Annotated in this window: 16 protein-coding genes; 4 read left to right on the plus strand and 12 right to left on the minus strand. The window is 40.9% G+C overall.

Features of this window, described 5'->3' with window-relative positions:
* The first annotated feature begins 63 nt into the window (after window positions 1-63).
* Window positions 64-1,929: an LTA synthase family protein gene (locus MHH86_RS19825; protein WP_038572228.1), complete on the plus strand. Its 1,866-nt coding sequence runs from the start codon at window positions 64-66 to the stop codon at window positions 1,927-1,929.
* A gap of 69 nt (window positions 1,930-1,998) precedes the next feature.
* Here MHH86_RS19825 and rbsB read toward each other — a convergent pair whose 3' ends face one another.
* The 8 genes from rbsB to MHH86_RS19865 all read right to left on the minus strand — a co-directional run bounded on the left by rbsB (window position 1,999) and on the right by MHH86_RS19865 (window position 9,275).
* Window positions 1,999-2,922 (minus strand): ribose ABC transporter substrate-binding protein RbsB, encoded by a 924-nt coding sequence (gene rbsB / locus MHH86_RS19830; RefSeq protein ID WP_036688935.1) that lies wholly within the window; start codon window positions 2,920-2,922, stop codon window positions 1,999-2,001.
* Window positions 2,923-2,935: 13 nt separating this feature from the next.
* Complete coding sequence (gene rbsC, locus MHH86_RS19835; protein WP_036688938.1) at window positions 2,936-3,904, minus strand: ribose ABC transporter permease; 969 nt, start codon at window positions 3,902-3,904, stop codon at window positions 2,936-2,938.
* Between the two features lie 2 nt (window positions 3,905-3,906).
* Complete coding sequence (locus MHH86_RS19840; protein ID WP_036688940.1) at window positions 3,907-5,388, minus strand: sugar ABC transporter ATP-binding protein; 1,482 nt, start codon at window positions 5,386-5,388, stop codon at window positions 3,907-3,909.
* Window positions 5,389-5,409: 21 nt separating this feature from the next.
* Window positions 5,410-5,805, minus strand: coding sequence for a D-ribose pyranase (rbsD, locus tag MHH86_RS19845; protein ID WP_038572233.1), 396 nt, complete (start codon window positions 5,803-5,805; stop codon window positions 5,410-5,412).
* Window positions 5,806-5,807: 2 nt separating this feature from the next.
* Window positions 5,808-6,686, minus strand: a complete 879-nt coding sequence (gene rbsK / locus MHH86_RS19850) for a ribokinase (RefSeq protein WP_036689135.1) — start codon at window positions 6,684-6,686, stop codon at window positions 5,808-5,810.
* A gap of 27 nt (window positions 6,687-6,713) precedes the next feature.
* On the minus strand, window positions 6,714-7,694 hold the full coding sequence (locus tag MHH86_RS19855) for a LacI family DNA-binding transcriptional regulator (RefSeq protein ID WP_036688945.1): 981 nt from the start codon (window positions 7,692-7,694) through the stop codon (window positions 6,714-6,716).
* 147 nt (window positions 7,695-7,841) lie between these two features.
* Window positions 7,842-8,309: a DinB family protein gene (locus tag MHH86_RS19860; protein WP_076105268.1), complete on the minus strand. Its 468-nt coding sequence runs from the start codon at window positions 8,307-8,309 to the stop codon at window positions 7,842-7,844.
* Window positions 8,310-8,369: 60 nt separating this feature from the next.
* Window positions 8,370-9,275, minus strand: coding sequence for a LysR family transcriptional regulator (locus tag MHH86_RS19865; protein WP_081384084.1), 906 nt, complete (start codon window positions 9,273-9,275; stop codon window positions 8,370-8,372).
* A gap of 158 nt (window positions 9,276-9,433) precedes the next feature.
* On the opposite strand from MHH86_RS19865, the gene MHH86_RS19870 reads away from it, so the two are divergent.
* Window positions 9,434-10,051, plus strand: coding sequence for a histidine phosphatase family protein (locus tag MHH86_RS19870; RefSeq protein WP_076297671.1), 618 nt, complete (start codon window positions 9,434-9,436; stop codon window positions 10,049-10,051).
* Window positions 10,052-10,113: 62 nt separating this feature from the next.
* Here the strand turns inward: MHH86_RS19870 and MHH86_RS19875 are convergent, their stop codons facing one another.
* The 3 genes from MHH86_RS19875 to MHH86_RS19885 all read right to left on the minus strand — a co-directional run bounded on the left by MHH86_RS19875 (window position 10,114) and on the right by MHH86_RS19885 (window position 13,351).
* Window positions 10,114-10,359, minus strand: coding sequence for a hypothetical protein (locus tag MHH86_RS19875; RefSeq protein ID WP_036688955.1), 246 nt, complete (start codon window positions 10,357-10,359; stop codon window positions 10,114-10,116).
* 666 nt (window positions 10,360-11,025) lie between these two features.
* Window positions 11,026-11,577, minus strand: coding sequence for a hypothetical protein (locus MHH86_RS19880; protein WP_341430638.1), 552 nt, complete (start codon window positions 11,575-11,577; stop codon window positions 11,026-11,028).
* A gap of 184 nt (window positions 11,578-11,761) precedes the next feature.
* Window positions 11,762-13,351, minus strand: coding sequence for a peptide ABC transporter substrate-binding protein (locus MHH86_RS19885; RefSeq protein WP_342479392.1), 1,590 nt, complete (start codon window positions 13,349-13,351; stop codon window positions 11,762-11,764).
* A gap of 201 nt (window positions 13,352-13,552) precedes the next feature.
* Between MHH86_RS19885 and MHH86_RS19890 the strand changes: the two genes are divergently transcribed.
* Window positions 13,553-14,464: a LacI family DNA-binding transcriptional regulator gene (locus MHH86_RS19890; RefSeq protein ID WP_052097139.1), complete on the plus strand. Its 912-nt coding sequence runs from the start codon at window positions 13,553-13,555 to the stop codon at window positions 14,462-14,464.
* A 48-nt stretch (window positions 14,465-14,512) separates the two neighbouring features.
* On the plus strand, window positions 14,513-15,778 hold the full coding sequence (locus MHH86_RS19895) for an MFS transporter (protein WP_038572242.1): 1,266 nt from the start codon (window positions 14,513-14,515) through the stop codon (window positions 15,776-15,778).
* Window positions 15,779-15,801: 23 nt separating this feature from the next.
* On the opposite strand, the gene MHH86_RS19900 is transcribed toward MHH86_RS19895, so the two are convergent.
* Complete coding sequence (locus tag MHH86_RS19900) at window positions 15,802-16,353, minus strand: hypothetical protein (protein ID WP_342479393.1); 552 nt, start codon at window positions 16,351-16,353, stop codon at window positions 15,802-15,804.
* Window positions 16,354-16,569 lie beyond the last annotated feature (216 nt).

The raw sequence follows: 16,569 nt of genomic DNA on the forward strand, positions 1-16,569 counted from the left end.
GATTTTAAACGCTTCAATGTAATAGAATGAACTAATCTAAAAAGAAAAGGATGGGCATAAGCAATGCCGTTTAAAGAACCTCGTACCCTCAGTAAAAGATCCCTGCTATTCTTCTCTCTCATTATGCTTGTAAAAAGCTATTTTGCCTGGTATTTTCTATTTGAAGATGGCCCTACTTGGACCACTTGGCTTAAAGAAATCCCTTTTGTACTTCTAGTCTTTTGCTTGATTGAATGGTTCGCTACGAAACGAAAAATTGCAATTTACATGCTTGTCAATGTGTTGATTACTACTCTATTTTTCTCATTAATTGTATATCATAATCATTTTGGCATCATTGCTACTTCGCAAGTATTAGATCAGGTCAAACAAGTGGGAGCCGTAAAGAAAAGTATATTTTCGGTCCTTCGTCCTCAATATATGCTTATCTTTGTGGATATCATTGTCATCAGCTTGGTGATGTTTAGAAAACAGAAAGCACTGGATTGGAAAAAAGCCATGTCGCGCAAAAGTAACCGTAAAGCGGTGGCAGTCCTGTTCTGTATTTCCATCATCATTTGTGCAATGAATATTTTTCCAAACCGTGCCAGTATGAACGAAACGATTAAAGCGGAGCAAATGGGCATTCTTAATTATGAAGCCTACTCTCTGCTAGCTGATCAAGAGGAAGAACAAATTGACGTCTCTGAGATTACGCAATCCACTATTGATAAAACCAAAGGAATTCAAGCGATCTCTAACCCGGTTTTATTTGGAGCCGCCAAAGGAAAAAATCTAATCATTCTGCAAATGGAGTCTTTCCAGAACTTCTTAATCAATCTAAAGATTGATGGACAAGAAATCACACCAAATATGAACAAGCTTGCGGCCAGCAGCTTCTACTTCCCGCGTTTCTACCAGCAGGTTGGACAAGGCAACACTTCTGACGCAGAGTTTATTGTAAACACTTCTTTTTATGTACCACCTGATGGTCCAGCTACCCAAATGTACGCTCCTAAAGAGCTTCCAAGCTTACCCAAGCTGCTGCAAGCACAAGGTTACGATACGGCAACATTCCATACGAACGAAGTCGACTTTTGGAACCGTGGTGAGCTTTATAGTGCTTTGGGATTCAATCGTTATTATGATAAAACTTACTTCGGGGAAGAAGACACAGTATTTTATGGCGCTTCTGATGAAGTTTTGTATGAAAAAACCGCTGCAGAGCTGGCAAGAATGGATCAGGATAACCAGCCCTTCTACTCCCATGTAATTTCGATGTCATCTCATAACCCGTTCTCCATCCCAGAGGATAAATACAAAATGACACTTCCAGTGCGATTCGAAGGAACGCTTGTTGGCGATTATATTCGGGCTCAGAATTATGCTGATTATGCGCTAGGACTTTTTATCGATGAGCTCAAACAAAACGGAGTATGGGATAACAGCTTGATCGTATTGTACGGGGATCATCGTGGACTGCCTATCTTCTCTCTAAAAGAGGATGATCATCTCCTACTGGAAGAGATTCTCGGCCATGAATATTCGGAACGTGAATTGATTAATATTCCGTTGATCATGTCAGCGACAGGGATTACAACACCTAGTGTAAAAGAACAGCTGGGCGGGCAAGTAGATATTTTACCTACCGTATCTAATTTATTGGGTGTCTCTCTTACAGATCATATTCATTTCGGACAAGATCTCTTGAATCAATCAACATATAACTTACTTCCACAACGGTATTATTTGCCTACAGGATCTTTCGTAAATAACGAAGAGCTCTTCTTATCCGGCAGTGGCTTCGAGGATGGCCAGCATTATACTTTATCTGGTAACGGCGATCAACCTCTGCAATCCACAGAAGACGAATTCGAGCGTGCCTTACAGCTGCTCCATTTGTCAGACAGCTATGTTACACAGCTACCGGATAGAGTTATTGAAGAATAAGCTGCAATGTACAGCAAAAAAGACTGTGCTCGCCAAATCGGCGAGCGCAGTCTTTTTCTATAATGGTTATTATTTTGACTCTTTAACAACTAGTTTAAGCGGTGCCGCAATCAGCTTTTCTACGGTTTTGCCTTCTAATACATCCTTAGCGGCTTGAATGGCTAGCTGGCCAATTAATTCAGGCTGCTGAGCAACGGTTCCTGTTAATTTACCAGCTTCGATGGATTTAAGTGCATCTTCATTTCCATCAAAACCAATCACAGGGATATTCTTGCCTGAACTTTGAATGGCTTCAATGGCACCTAGCGCCATTTCATCATTATGAGCGAAAACTGCTTGTACGCCAGGATTTCCTTGTAGAAGGTTCTCCATAACGGTCAGGCCTTTCGTACGGTCGAAATCAGCCGTTTGCTTAGCAATGACATCTAGCTGGCTGTCCGCAATTTCATGGAATCCCTTACCGCGTTCCCGAGTCGCTGACGCTCCTGGGGATCCTTCTAGCTCGATGACCTTTGCACCTTTCCCAAGCTGCTCTACAATATATTCTGCCGCCATAGAGCCACCCTTTACATTGTCAGAGGCAACTAGAGCTTTGATATCCCCTTGATCTGCGGAACGGTCCAACGTAACGACGGGAATATTTAAACTGTTAGCTGTTTGCACTACCGTCGAGATCGCTGATGAATCTACAGGATTGATCAATAACGCATTCACACCTTTTTGCATCAAATCTTCGACGTCATTACTTTGTTTAGCAGAATCATTTTGGGCATCAATGACAAGGACTTCCAAGCCTTGCTTCTTAGCCTCGGCCAAAACACCATCTTTAACGGATACAAAGAAGGGGTTATTTAAAGTAGATATGGATAATCCAATCTTCATATTCTCCATGCTTCCACCACTGCTAGGCTTAGCCCACTCTGGAGGCTCCAAGGAACATCCTGTCATGAGAATTAATAGTAAGGAAGTAAGAATCAAAGTTAACTTTTTCATGTTGGAATCCCCCTTATACGGCTTTCTTACGGTCTATGAGTACGGCAATGGCAATAACGATCCCTTTGACCACCATTTGGTAAAAAGAGGATACGCCGAGCAAGTTCAAACCATTGTTCAAAATCCCGATAATCAGTGCACCAATCAATGTGCCTACGATACGTCCACGACCACCAGTTAAGCTCGTACCGCCTAATACTACAGCTGCGATAGCATCCAGCTCATAGGATGTGCCTGCTGTGGGTTGTGCTGAGTTCAATCTGGAAGTCAGGATAGCTCCTGCCAATGCGGACAACATACCGGTCAATGAATAGATCATAATTTTAATGCGGTCTACTTTAATCCCTGAAATAATTGATGCTTTTTCATTACCACCAATGGCATAGGTTTTACGACCAAATGGAGTTTTGTGCAATACAACCCATAAGACTGCGAAGACGATGAGCATTGTTATAGCAGGTACAGGTATTCCCAGTAAATATCCACGACCAAACAATTGGAAGGTCATGCTGTCTCCAAGACCTGTGATTGGATTACCGTCTGTGTATACAAGAGTTAATCCCCGGAAAATCGTCATGGTCGCCAACGTAGCGATAAATGGTGCCATTTTACCTTTGGTAATCATGAGTCCATTGACCATCCCCATCACACCACCCGCTAAACAACCTACAATAATAGCTAAGACAGGATCCCAACCTGACAACATCAGGTTAGCTGTGAAGGCACTGGATAGGGCTAGAATAGAACCCACCGATAAATCGATACCACCCGTTAGAATAACAAAGGTCATCCCAAAAGCGATAAGCGCATTTATGGCAACTTGTCTAAGCAAGTTCAGGATATTAAGGGGCTCCATAAAGCTTGGGTTCAACACCGTAACGATAACAATTAGAATAATCAGCCCTAGTAATGGACCTAGCTTCTGTGTAATTTGCCCGATTTGAAAACCTTTATTTTCTCTCTCACCTTTGATAGTTGTCATTACTATTGCCCCCCTGTAGCTAACGTCATGATTTTTTCTTGCGTAGCTTCTAGTTGTGATAGCTCTCCACTAATTTCCCCTTCATGAACCACTACGATCCGGTCGCTCATTCCTAAAACTTCAGGAAGCTCTGACGATACCATGATAATGGCGACTCCACGTTCCGTTAATTCGTTCATGAGCTGGTAGATCTCCCGTTTAGCTCCTACGTCCACTCCACGGGTAGGTTCATCGAGGATAAGCACACTTAAGCCAATCCCAATCCATTTGGCGATGACCACTTTTTGTTGATTCCCCCCGGATAAATTCCGGACTAAAGTGGAGGAAGACTGTGTCTTGATGTGCAGCCGTTTGATAAGTATGTCTACAAATTCTTGTTCTTTTTTATCAATGATTACACCCTTAGGAGCGAAGCTATATAAATTTGTAAGGACCATATTGTCTCGAATAGAGAAATCAAGCACTAACCCTTCATCTTTCCGATCCTCCGTAACGAATCCTATCCCCGCCTTCATCGCATCATTGGGATTTCGAATCGTGACCTTTTCTCCCCGTACCATAATCTCACCACGGTCTAACGATTCCAATCCGAATAAGGTTCTCATCATTTCTGTTCGTCCAGATCCCATTAATCCTGAGAAGCCTAAGATCTCACCAGAACGAACGGAGAAATTAACATCTTTAAATTGCCCTTTTTTCGTGGCATTTTTGACTTCAAGAACAACCTCTCCGGGTTTGGAGGTACGCTCAGGAAACCGGTCAGTTAATTCACGCCCTACCATCTTCCGAACTACATCATCGAAGTTAGTCTCTGGAATGGGCTTCGTGTCTACTGTTTTCCCATCTCGCATGACCGTTATTCGGTCACATATCGTAAAGATCTCTTCCATCCGGTGCGAAATATACACGATGGAGACGCCTTCCTTTTTAAGGGAAGTTATGACTTCGAACAATTTTTGGATTTCCCGTTCGGTTAATGCCGCTGTCGGTTCGTCCATGACGATAACTTTTGCATGAGTCATAAGCGCTTTTGCAATCTCAATCATCTGTTTCTCACCTACCGAACATTCCCCCGCCTCTTGATTTAAGGGAATCGTTACGGAGAGCTTACGAAATTGTTCATTTGCTAACGCTTTCATCTCTTTCATATTTAAGATCCCTAGTTTGGAGGTTCGTTCCTTACCAATAAACAGATTATCTAGAACCGTCATATCCGGCCACACGTTCAGCTCCTGATGGATAAAAGCGATCCCATAACGTTCAGCCTCTTTGGGATTATTAAAGTATGTTTCCTGACCATCTATAGTAATGGTCCCTTGATCACGCTGATGCAGTCCAATCAGAATGTTCATCAGAGTAGACTTGCCTGCGCCATTTTCTCCCATTAGGGCATGAACTTCGCCATCCTTCAGTTCAAAATCCACACCCGTCAACACACGGTTAGCCCCAAAAGATTTATAAATATCTTTCATCGTAATGTGCATACGCTTTGAACCCCCTTTTTATCAAAAATAGACCCCGGCTTGTAAAATACAATTTGCATAAGGCTTAGCTTCCCCCGTACGAATGATGACCTTCGCATGCTGGGTTAACCATTTAAATTGTTCATGTGAAATCGCCTCTATAGGTATTTCCTTAAATTTGTCATTCAAGTATTCAGAGGTATCTTTATTTTTTTCAGCTAATTCCTCTGCTACGATAACTTTCTCAATGACCATATCCTCTGAAATGATTTCGACAAGCTCTTGAAAGCTGGGAACTCCCAATTTAAGTGCTAAATCAATCTTTGGAACACCAGGTGGAACGGGTAATCCAATATCAGCAATGACAATCGTATCGGTGTGGCCTAAATCAGTAAGCACTTTGGAAATATGACTGTTTAAGATTCCTTGTTTTTTCATAATTAAAGACTCACCTCCACCTCTACTCTTGTTGGCATGCCACCTTGGGCACCAAATTTTGTGACGGATAAAGAAGCCGCGCGATTGGCAAACTTTACACTAGTTCGAATAGACTTGCCTTCAGCTAGAGCAACAGCAAATGCCGCATTAAAAGTATCTCCTGCTCCAGTGGTATCTATAGCATTTACTTTATAGGTGGGAACTAAAACTTCCTGTTTACCATCGTAATAACGCACACCATTGCTGCCCTCGGTTATAAATAACTTATTGGGATATTTGCGTAAAGCTTCAGCAGTACTCATCTCAGGAAATAATATTGCACATTCATGTTCATTGGGTGTTAAATAGGTGGCATTGTTTATAATCGTTTCACTGATAGGACGAGCAGGTGCTGGGTTTAGCAACATAGGCACATTGAATTTGTGGCAAATCTCACTTACAAAAGACACCGTTTCTTCCGGAATTTCTTGTTGGATTAATACCATGTCAGAGCCTTTAATATTCTCAAGTGCCCGTTCAACCAATGCAGGAGTAACTAAATCATTGGCTCCTTTTACAACGATAATGCTGTTATCGCCTTCCGCTAAAATGATGTGAGCTGTTCCGCTTTCGGCATGTGTAACCGGTTCCACATTGGCGGTAAAAACGCGATTCTTTTTCAGATTATCCATGATAGCGGTACCATAGAAATCATCACCTACACAACCAACCATCGTAACTTCTGCTCCAAGACGGGCTGCAGCGACTGCTTGGTTCGCGCCCTTACCGCCCGGAACGGTGGAGAATTGTTCTCCAAGCACAGTCTCACCCGCGTGAGGTCGCTTATTCGAAGTCACTACTAAATCCATTGAACAGCTGCCAATTACACAAATCTTAGCCATTTTCATCAACCTTTCTCATGTTGTCATCTATTCTTTACTTCTTGTAGTTTCCCGCTCCACAAAGCTAACGGGTAGTTGAATAATCTTCTCTTCCACCTTATCTTGCTCAATTAGCTTAATAAGTAAACCCGCGGCTTCTCTACCCATATCATGTGCCGGCTGGCGAATGGTGGATAAAGCAGGTGACAACAAGCTGCTAAGCGGGATATCATCAAATCCGATGATTTGCAGATCCTGCGGCACTCTTTTACCTAAACGATGTGCTTCATGAATGACTGCCGTCGCCACAATATCATTACTGGCAATTACGCCATCTGTATCTATATATTTAGCAAATAACTCCACAGCCCATTGTTCTGCTACTGTATGGGAGAAGGATGAAGTTTGGATCACATTATAGCTGATTCCCATTTCATTAAGTACTTCAATCGCCCCAAGAAATCGATCTTGTGCAGGTTTGATATGCGCCGGTCCTTGTATTACTGTGATTTTTTTGCTTCCCCGTGCGATAATCTCTTGTGCTGCAAGACGTCCGCCCTTTTTGCCATCTGCGTATACGGAAGGGCTATCGTTAGAAGTACGGTCCAGAAATACGACCGGAATTTTCAAGTTAGAATAAACGTCGCTCTCAGGGAAGTTGGTTGACGATATCATGCCAATGACATTATTTTGGATAAAGGTTTGAATATAATCCATCTCTTTGTCCTCGTTCTCATCACTATTGCCAAAGATGATCCGATAACCTTGCTCCTGCATCCGATCCTCTATCCCCCGCGCTAACTGCGGGAAGAAGGGGTTGGTAATATCAGGCAAGAGCAGCCCGATTAATTTAGATTTCCGCTTGTACAATGATCTTGCAACCTCATTAGGGGTATAATTCATTTCTTTGATCGCTGCCTCAACCTTTTTGCGAGTATCGATATTCACATATCCAGATTCATTTATAACCCGTGAGACTGTTGCTACCGAAACTCCAGCTATTTTTGCGACATCTTTGATCGTCATCATTCTTTAATTCATCCCCCAATGTGTAACCGGTTACATGTATTACATAAATTAGATTATCACATAACCTTTTCATTTACAAATCTTTTTTTTGATCATAAAGCTAACAAAAGATACCAATTATATATCGATATCTTTTGTTATTTGAATTTATTTATCTGCAAAGCGATTTAATAATTTTATTGTATTGAAGTGCATACCTTCATGGTAAAGTGTGAAATTTATGAATTCACCGATTGAATTTAAGGTTAATCCACTTCCTGTTGTAAGAGGGGTTACTTGCTCACTTAAGCGATTGTGAAAAGCTTCCTGGATCCGTTTGGGTTGCTCCGTAAGCATCTCAAGTAAAACTTCAAGCGTTGGCGGTTCCTCATTCCACTCGGCTGGTTTAGTCCCTTTCGCAAATAAGCGTTCAAAGCTTGCCGGCAATTGCATAAGCTCCCTAGCAGAATGAAAGGCAAACTTCTCTTGCACCAAATAAATATGTCCCAAGTTCCAGCGGATATTGTTATTAAAACCTTCTGGAATACTATCTAAAATTCCCTCAGAAAGTCCCTCGACAGCACGAACAGTAACACTACGCACAAACTTAAGTTGTTTGAATATGATTTGATCCATTATGACCCCTCCTAACTTTTATCCATAGTTTACCATAAGCTTATCTTTAATTTCCTAATATTATTTTAAACTTAATTGTTTCATAACGAGCGTAATAAACGACTGCATATAGCTTTCTTGAAGTTCCTTCTTTCTGTAACCCATCCATATCGAATGCTTGGAGACTACATTTTCTACTGCTACATTAGCTAATGTTCCCTGATCAAGATAAGGTTTCGCCAACAAAGCGGATACATAACTAATTCCATAACCGGCAATCACAGCTTGAATAACTTCATTCACTCCATTAAATTGAAGCCCAATCGTTGGCTGCTGTACACTTCTTTCTTCACACAACCGGACAAGCCGCTCTCTGGCTGCACTGCCCTCTTCTCTCATAATAAATGCTTCAGACATCACTTCTTCAAAGCTAACCTGCTGATTGGCAAAAGGGTGATGGGAAGAAACCACGAATACATACTCGTCCCTATATAACTCCCGATGTTCGAACACTCCTGTATTATGCGTAGGAAACTCCATATCACTGTAAATCGCTACGTCTGCTTCAAAATTATTCAATTTTTCCATGACTCCATGAGAATTAGTAGTAGTGATCTGAATGTTAACTTCCGGAAAAGATTGTTTGAATAATGACGCCCACCGGGGAATGAGGATGCTTGTTGCCAAATAATTACCTGCAATCCGCAGATTCCCCTCAGGAAATTTGTGATAGTCTTCAATGATTTGCTGGACTTGATCACCCATGGCAAAAAACTTCTCAAGAGGTTCGATTAACCTTTTTCCTAAAGGGGTGAGCACCATCCTCTTTCCTTTAATTTCAAATAACAAAATATGATTCTCCCGTTCAAACTTACGGATTTGCGCTGATATAGCGGGTTGACTGATATGCAAACGTTCAGAGGCTTTGGTCACACTACCTGTGATCGCAACGTAATAAAACAATTTTAATACATGATAGTTCATCATGATTTCTTCCTCACCTAATAAAATAATATCTCTAATCGCCGCTTATCTATCCTCAGCCATTTACTATAACTATACATTATGGATGTTAACTATTATATATTGTTTATTTATATTTTTTTCTCTTATACTTACAACTATTCATAAGGGAGGTTTTGTTAATGACAAAGACAGTATTATACTTAACCCGCCACGGGCAAACAGAATGGAATTTACAAAAACGAATGCAAGGGCATCAAAATTCTGCGCTTACAGCCTTGGGCGAACAGCAGACCGAATGGTTAAGGGATCGTTTGCAAGTAGAAAACTTAGGCGCAATTTATTCTAGTACTAGTCCAAGAGCATTGCATACTGCGCAGATTTTACGGGGAAAGCGGAGTTTACCTATTCAACAGCAAGTTTCTTTAATGGAAATAAACATGGGGAGCTGGGAAGGAATGAATACGGATCAGATACAACTAGAATCCCCTTTACAATATTCCCATTTTTTCACCAGACCCGATCTATATATTCCTCTAACCTCAGGTGAGACTTATAAGCAGCTTGAAGAAAGAGTAGTGCCGACAATGGAGCGCATCATAAACGATAACGTAGGGCTAGAGGTGCTCATCGTCACCCATCGGATGACTTTAAAAGTCATTATGGCTTATTTTCTTAATAAATCATTGCAGGAAATAGGGGAGTTACCGGATATTCTCTCTACTGCATTATGTAAAGTAACCCTAACTGATAACAATACAACCATCGATCTGTATGGAGATACTTCACATTATCAATGACTATGGGTCAAAAAATAAGAAGGTAACTCCGATTAACGGGGCTACCTTTTTAGCGTTCAACATTAAATATCCACACTTTTGATTATAAAACTGCGGACCTTCATCCATTTGCCTGAAATGAATTCATCAATCGTTTTCGTCTTTGGTCTAACGCAAAAGCGGTGTTTTGCCCCTTTATCAAAGCCCACAGCTTCAAAAATTAGGCTGTCCCCTATTTGCTCCTTGAAGAACACCTGCTTTAATCCCAACCTATTTAACATTTCAAGCTTTACGCTCTCAATATATGTGCGCGAATACTCCTTAGACATATGTGTTCCTCCTAGTAGTGATAGTAATATTATAAGTCAATAGGAAGAAAATCAACAATAGTTCATATATTCATCATCCACAAAAAAACAACCAGGCAGCAATTCTCCGTTATTGGAGGTTCGCTGACTGGTGTTTTGGGTCTGTTGTGATTTGCTTGATAGGTTATGAGCTAAGCTTAATCATTCGTAGCTTTCGGATAACCACTCCGTTGTAGCGCACTATCTTGATATATCTGTAAGATAACTGCAATCTATACACTTATTCGATATCCACAAGGGCTAATTCTAACTTTAACTGTATTCTATACAATTAAAAACTAGAGAAATAGCCTGTAGAGTATTAAATCAAGAAAATAGATGTACTAAATACAGCTATTTTCATTGGTCGGGCGTTTTGAGCATTTTAGTTGTACAAAATACAGTTAAAACCATCTACTGTACACTTCAATGTTTCATACTCCATTACTTCATACTCCAATAATTCACTGCTTCAATACTCCATTACTTGTTACTTCAAAGCCGTTGGCTCTCATATGGTAACTAGATGGGGTGTAGTCCATTATGAGTCAGCCCATTCATACTGATTCCTTTTTCCTGAACCTATCCGGATAATTCTATCTATATAGTTAGTCCTTCTACTTCTACCTAATCGAAATCATCACTAACTTATTTAACTTCAGTTGCCCCAGTCACTTTACCTTCAATCCCTGCAGTTGCTTTCACATCTTCGTTTGCGAAGTAAAGATTTCCATCAATAGTCGAAGTTTCATGCAGATTAAATCCGTTCGCTTCTACATAAACATCACCTTTAATGGTTCCGCCTTGAACTCGTAAATTTTCACTTTGTACAGTTAACTTAGGTACAGTGAGTGTGTAATTGGCAGTAACTTTGTGATCAGCGTCTTGGGCATAAAGAGCAATCTTACGGTAGATGTCGCCGTCTGCGGCCCCTTTATCATGGAATTCGCCTTCAACAACAACATCTTGGGCAATGGTCACATCATTTAGAATGGCAATAATCCAGTTTCCATCTTTACTTACAGCCTTGGTAAACGCATCTGCTTGATTTACGATTGAAGCTGTAGTAACTGCATCCGTTTGCTCTGTTGCTGGAGTCGTAGTAGCCGCTGAATTAGTTGCATTATTATTATTCGCACCACAACCAGACAAGACTGCAACCGAGACGCCTGCTACTAACATCATTTTAAATAACTTCATTTTAAATCCCCCTTGTTTTTGATTATAAATTAATTATATATTAAAATTTTTAATAAAAAGGTGAAAATTTTCACAATATTGTGTCGTTATCTGAAGCGGTTTCACAAAGGTGATTAATTCCATACAAAAAGGACACTCCCAATAACTGCGGAAGTATCCTCATAGTCTTTATTACTATAATTTTTTAGATTAAATACCCTCTTGAAAAAGATATGGAACCATCATACTCTACACTTACTTTTTTAATGTTAGGTTTATGCAAAACATCAGCATAAAAATAATACAGCGGAAGGATGACCATTTGGTCAATGAGCATTTTTTCAGCTTTTGCATAAAGCTTGTTTCGTTCGCTAGTGTCTAATGTAAGCCTAGCTTGTTTAATATAACTATCATAAAGTGCACTGCTCCAGCCCGAATCATTATCGCTGCTCCAAGATGTGAAATAATCTAAAAAAGTCGATGGATCGTTATAGTCGGCTGCCCAAGCCGCTTTTGCCATTGTATAATTCAGCTTAAGACGATTATCAAGCAGATCTTCCCAGGGTTGAACCTCAAAGCCTACTGTAATGCCCAGATTTTTGTTCCAGCTGTTAATAACGGCTTCTGCAATTTCTTCATGCCCTTCATTTATAATAATCGAAAAACTAGGAAGCTGAGTTAAGCCCTCTTCCTTCAAACCTTCCTGAAGTAATTTCTTAGCCTGTATTACATCCTCTTTGAAATACCGTGTATCAATAATCTCTGATCTAAAATTCAACTTGGAACCACGAATACTCCGAGGAATAAAACCGTAAGCAGGTGTACCATAGCCGTTAGATTCTCGGTTAGCTGCCATGGCTAATGCTTTACGTATCTTCAGATTTTTGAAAGGTGCTTTGCTTAGATTATACTGATAATAATATGTAGAAGCATACGGCAAAGCATATAACTCCTGAGGGAATACAGAATTTAAAGAAGCCTTATCTATCAGCTCATCTTTTGCCCCTACCCAGTCAACTTCATTGTTTAAGTAGGCCATAGTTGGCGAAGGTGTTCCAGCTTTAGGCCGAAGTAGATGCACCTCTGAGAAACGAATTTCTTGCGCCGCATAATAGTTTGGATTTTTAATTAGATGAATCGAATTTTCATCCCACTGTTGCAGTTTAAAAGGGCCATTAGTAACCATAGTTTTAATATTGTACGCCCAATTCTTATCTGCTTTCGCGACTTGCGCATTAATTGGCATGTAAATACTTTCCGCGAGAAGCTGCGGGAAATGTGAAGTTTTTTCATTCAAAGTCACTTGGAGTGTATCGTTATTTAACGCTTTCACACCCACTTTCGAAGACTCCTTTAGCTTCCCTTTATGATAATTCTCTGCGTTAGCAATTATGAACATTTTGAATGCATAGCTATTCATAGACTGAGGTGCAAGCGCTTGTTTCCATGCATACTCAAAATCTGAAGCCTTAACCTGCTGCTGATTACTCCATTTTGCGCTCGGCCGCAAGGAGAACGTGTATGTTTTCCCATCCTTGGAGACTGTCCACGACTTGGCTATCCCGGGAACCGCCTCTCCCGCATCATTCAAACGCACCAATCCCTCAAATATCCCTTTAATGACCGTAGTCGTACTACTATCTGTGGAAGAGGCAGGATCTAGATCTACAGGAATATAATCAAAACCAATACGCAACACCTGTTTAGCCTGTACAGCAGATGCAGTGTTCCCTTCACTTACATTTAAACCTATTAGTAATACTAAAACAAAGAGAACATGGAGCAATTTTTTCATCGACACTCCCCCTATTTCTATTATTTTTATTAACTAGAATAACATGGAATCTATTGATTCCGATAGATTAATTTCACCGCAATTCTTCCATTTCTAGAACCTAGCAGGGTCATCTAACTGCACACTCACTTCCCATTGACGCTTTGGGATCAGAATGTTAATCTTTAGAAAATATCACAAGGATAAGGGAGCTATTTACTGGTGAAAAAGACAACCATGAAGGACATCGCACTTCGTGCCAATGTCTCCGTCGCAACAGTGAGCTATGTTCTGAATCGTGTCGGCAACCAAACCATTCCTGAGAAAACGCGCCAGCAGATTCTTCAGCTTGCCGAGGAACTACACTACATACCCAATCTGGCGGCACGTTCACTTGCGAATCAGAAAACAGGATTGGTAGGTGTGCTTGTTAATACCTCAGCCCATACACCACACTGGAAGCTCCATGCCCAGTTCTCATTTATACATGCCTTGGAACAACGGTTAACAAATGCTGGTTACCATACGCTGCTATATTCACTTGATGTTGATCAGCCTTCTTTGGATATTATCGTAGAAAGAAAGCTGGAGGCTGTATTTCTGATCGATGTGCGCGAGGAAGCCTTTTATTCGATCTCCAAGCATTTTGTAGAAGGAATTCCTTTGATTCTGATCGACAGCATGATTGAAGATAAACTCTTTAAGCAGGTCCTTTTCAACTATCGAGCAGCTCTGCAAAAGGTAAAACCACAGGACCTTTCACAGGTATGTTTAATTATGGAGAGCTTCAATAACTCTTTCCTCACCCGCTTTATTCAGGACAGTATTCCATTACCTGAAGAAGCGATATTCACCGTTGTCAATTTGGAGGAATTAAATACATTCTTACAGGAGGGGGACTATAAAGAGGCCATTGTCATTAATGAGTTTATTGGAAGTTACGTTGAAAAAAACGGGAGGTTCGAACAACTCTCTGTGCTTTGCACCTGCAATTGTCCGGAAATATTAGGCGATGACGTTCATAAATTCATTTTCACAGGGGATAAAGCGGCTACTGCATTTGAACTCATGGACAAATTATTGCATCATTCTGACTACTCCGCACAAGAAAATAATTGTTATTTTGTAGAATAATTTTTTTGTCTGTTCACTTAAGCGTTTAAGTTGAAGGGAGCATAACTTATGCCTGATCCTGTATTAGTGAAACAAGTTCCCCCTGCTGTTCAAGCTCATCCCTCTCTTTGGGGAAATCGGAGATTCCTGCTGCTACTCAGTTCGTACTCCATTTCCTTATTCGGTAACACTTTTCATAGTATTGCTTTAAGTTTATGGGTACTGCAAACGACCGGCAGCGCCAAAATGATTGCCATCATCACGATAATCAATTTAGTGCTCAGTTCTTTACTTGGATCGATAGGGGGAACTTTTGCGGATAGGGTCAATCGTCGAACCCTCATGCTGATCACCGATCTGATAAGTTGCGGACTCGTAGTGACACTTGCTTTAGCCATTTCCCTGCCCTCTACATCGTTCATTATAGTCGCTATACTGACGGGTCTTACGACCGTTTCAGCTTTATTCCAGTCCCCGGCATACCAAGCTTCTATCACTACTGTTGTTGGTAAAGAACATCTACAAAAAGCGGTAGGATTGTTGAACTTGTCTGAAAACATCTGCCGGACTATTGGTTATTCAGCCGGTGGTATTTTCGTAGCGAGTTTTGGAGCAGCCGACGCTATTTTATTTGATGGAGTTACATTTTTCCTCTCCTTTCTGCTCGTTTTAGCAGTTCGCTCCCTTCCTTTGCCAACTCAATTAAATAACGCACCCAAGAAAGAACGGAAATTCACACAGGATCTGGTTGATGGAATTCGCTATATTTGGAGGTATCCTTTCGCACGCGCCGTTATGATTATGCTTCCTACCTTAACCTTATTTTTTGTCCCCTCCCTGATGTTGACGCAGGTTATGGCCGTCAAAGTGTGGGATTCCACTCCCTTTCAGTTTGGACTTATTGAAGCCTGTATTCCACTTGGTTATATGATCGGGTCCGGACTGATCTTGCTGCTTGGCTCCAAATTGAAAAACAGAGGTTTCCTTATTATGACTGGACTGCTATGTCTCGGTCCCCTGTACCTCCTGTTATCATTCGTCACTTCCGCTGCGATTGCCATTCCTATCATTCTTGTGATTGGCTTCATGTTCTCATTCTCCACGTTGCTGATTAATACAATCCTTAGGCTGGAAGTTTCAGAAGACATCCAGGGTAGGGTGTTCGGTGTATTAGGTTCTATCATGAGTGTAGCCCCATCCATTGGTCTTACTGCTGTCTCGTTCTTGTCTGATCTCTTCAGCCCTGGTCCTGTCATGGGTTCAATCGGAGTCTTACTGCTGCTGTTTGCCTTATCAACTATCACTAAATTAAAGGTAATTCGAAACTACAAGTAATTTCAGAATGTATCCTGTGTTCTTTATCGCCTTCTTTTTCTAATAACGCGTCTAAGATAAAGCTCAAACAGTAATAGAACAACCAGAAAAATCAATAACAGGAGACCCGCTATTCCAGTAAGAAACGGAAATAGGAGTGGGAAGAAAATACTAGGATAGGCCTTAGTAACATCTGAATAATACCCCATACCCATAAGGGAGGTACCGGAGAACTCGATTAGCTTGACACCTAAATGATTGATGCTTCTTTGCGCATAGCTGAGAACCTCTTCGTCTACTTCTCCGTTTTGTGCAATCGTGATGATTTTCCATTTTCTGTTTTCCATGGGTTGACTATCATCGGTCAGTCTTTGGACTATACTTACTTGTTCCTCACCAGTCTTTCGGTCCTTTACTGTGAGAATATCTATCCACGAAAAATATCTGCTGCCTCTGTCCCGATTGGATAGCCATATTTCATCAGGGGTGGAGATTTTTTGATTATTTAATAAGAACTGAACTTTGACAATATCACCAGGCGGGGCCTTCTCCTCTTCATCCCATGGAGTCATATCTGCTTTCCTGCCTGTTTTCACGTATATAGTTGAACAATGGGTTAAAAGAAATCGCCAGCAAAAATAGCGAGACGCCAGATATAACTATAAACTTCTTCATAAGTCCTCCTTTTTAACTTACAGTCAGTTTAAACTTTTGGCGTGAACCCCCATCCGGTCCATCGGGAACATATTCCTGCAAAGGACTAAATCCTAATTTCCGATAAAACTCCCTGGCAGGTTGGCCTGCTAAATGAT

Source organism: Paenibacillus sp. FSL F4-0097, assembly GCF_038593125.1.
Taxonomy (GTDB): Bacteria; Bacillota; Bacilli; order Paenibacillales; family Paenibacillaceae; genus Paenibacillus_AQ; species Paenibacillus_AQ odorifer.